The organism is Burkholderia sp. GbtcB21 (assembly GCF_019091065.1).
Classification (GTDB): Bacteria; Pseudomonadota; Gammaproteobacteria; order Burkholderiales; family Burkholderiaceae; genus Burkholderia; species Burkholderia pyrrocinia_C.
In genome coordinates this window covers 1-509 of sequence record NZ_JAGXKA010000101.1, presented here as the reverse complement: position 1 = coordinate 509, position 509 = coordinate 1, and the positions used below count along the sequence as shown (strand labels likewise).

Sequence of the window (509 nt, the reverse complement as noted above, 5' to 3'; positions counted from 1 at the left end):
TTCATCAACCGTCCGACCGTGCAGCGTGCCACTGCAATGCCTTCCCGGTTCATCTGCTTCCAGACCTTCGGCACGCCGTAGACCTGCATGTTGGCCTGCCAGACACGCTTGATCTCCGGTTGCAAAAGCTCATCGCGTTTCGCGCGGGCGCAGCGCTTCGACGGATCGCGAAGTTGTGCTGCATGGCGTCGGTAGCCCGACGGGGCAATCCGCAAGACCTTGCAGATCGGCTCGACCCCGAAGGTGTCGCGATGCTGATCAATGAAGGCCTTCAGGACTTGAAACGGCGGTCGAGCTCCGCCTGGGCGAAAAACGCGCTCGCCAGTTTGAGAATCTCATTGGTCCGGCGCAGTTCCTTGACCTCGCGCTCCAAGGCCTTGATGCGTTCACGCTCGGCCGTACTCACGCCATCGCGCTCTCCACGGTCGACCTCGTCGCGCTTAACCCAATCCAACAACGTCTGCGGCGTGCAGCCGATCATCGGCGCAATCGATTCGACTGCCGCCCAC

General features: G+C 61.7%; 1 pseudogene and 1 other annotated feature. The pseudogene reads right to left on the bottom strand.

The features are described 5' to 3' along the window. Positions 1–509, bottom strand: a pseudogene (locus tag KVT39_RS36505) (IS3 family transposase); the annotation flags it as partial. Continuing rightward, positions 201–317: a sequence feature (AL1L pseudoknot), on the bottom strand. It overlaps the preceding pseudogene by 117 nt.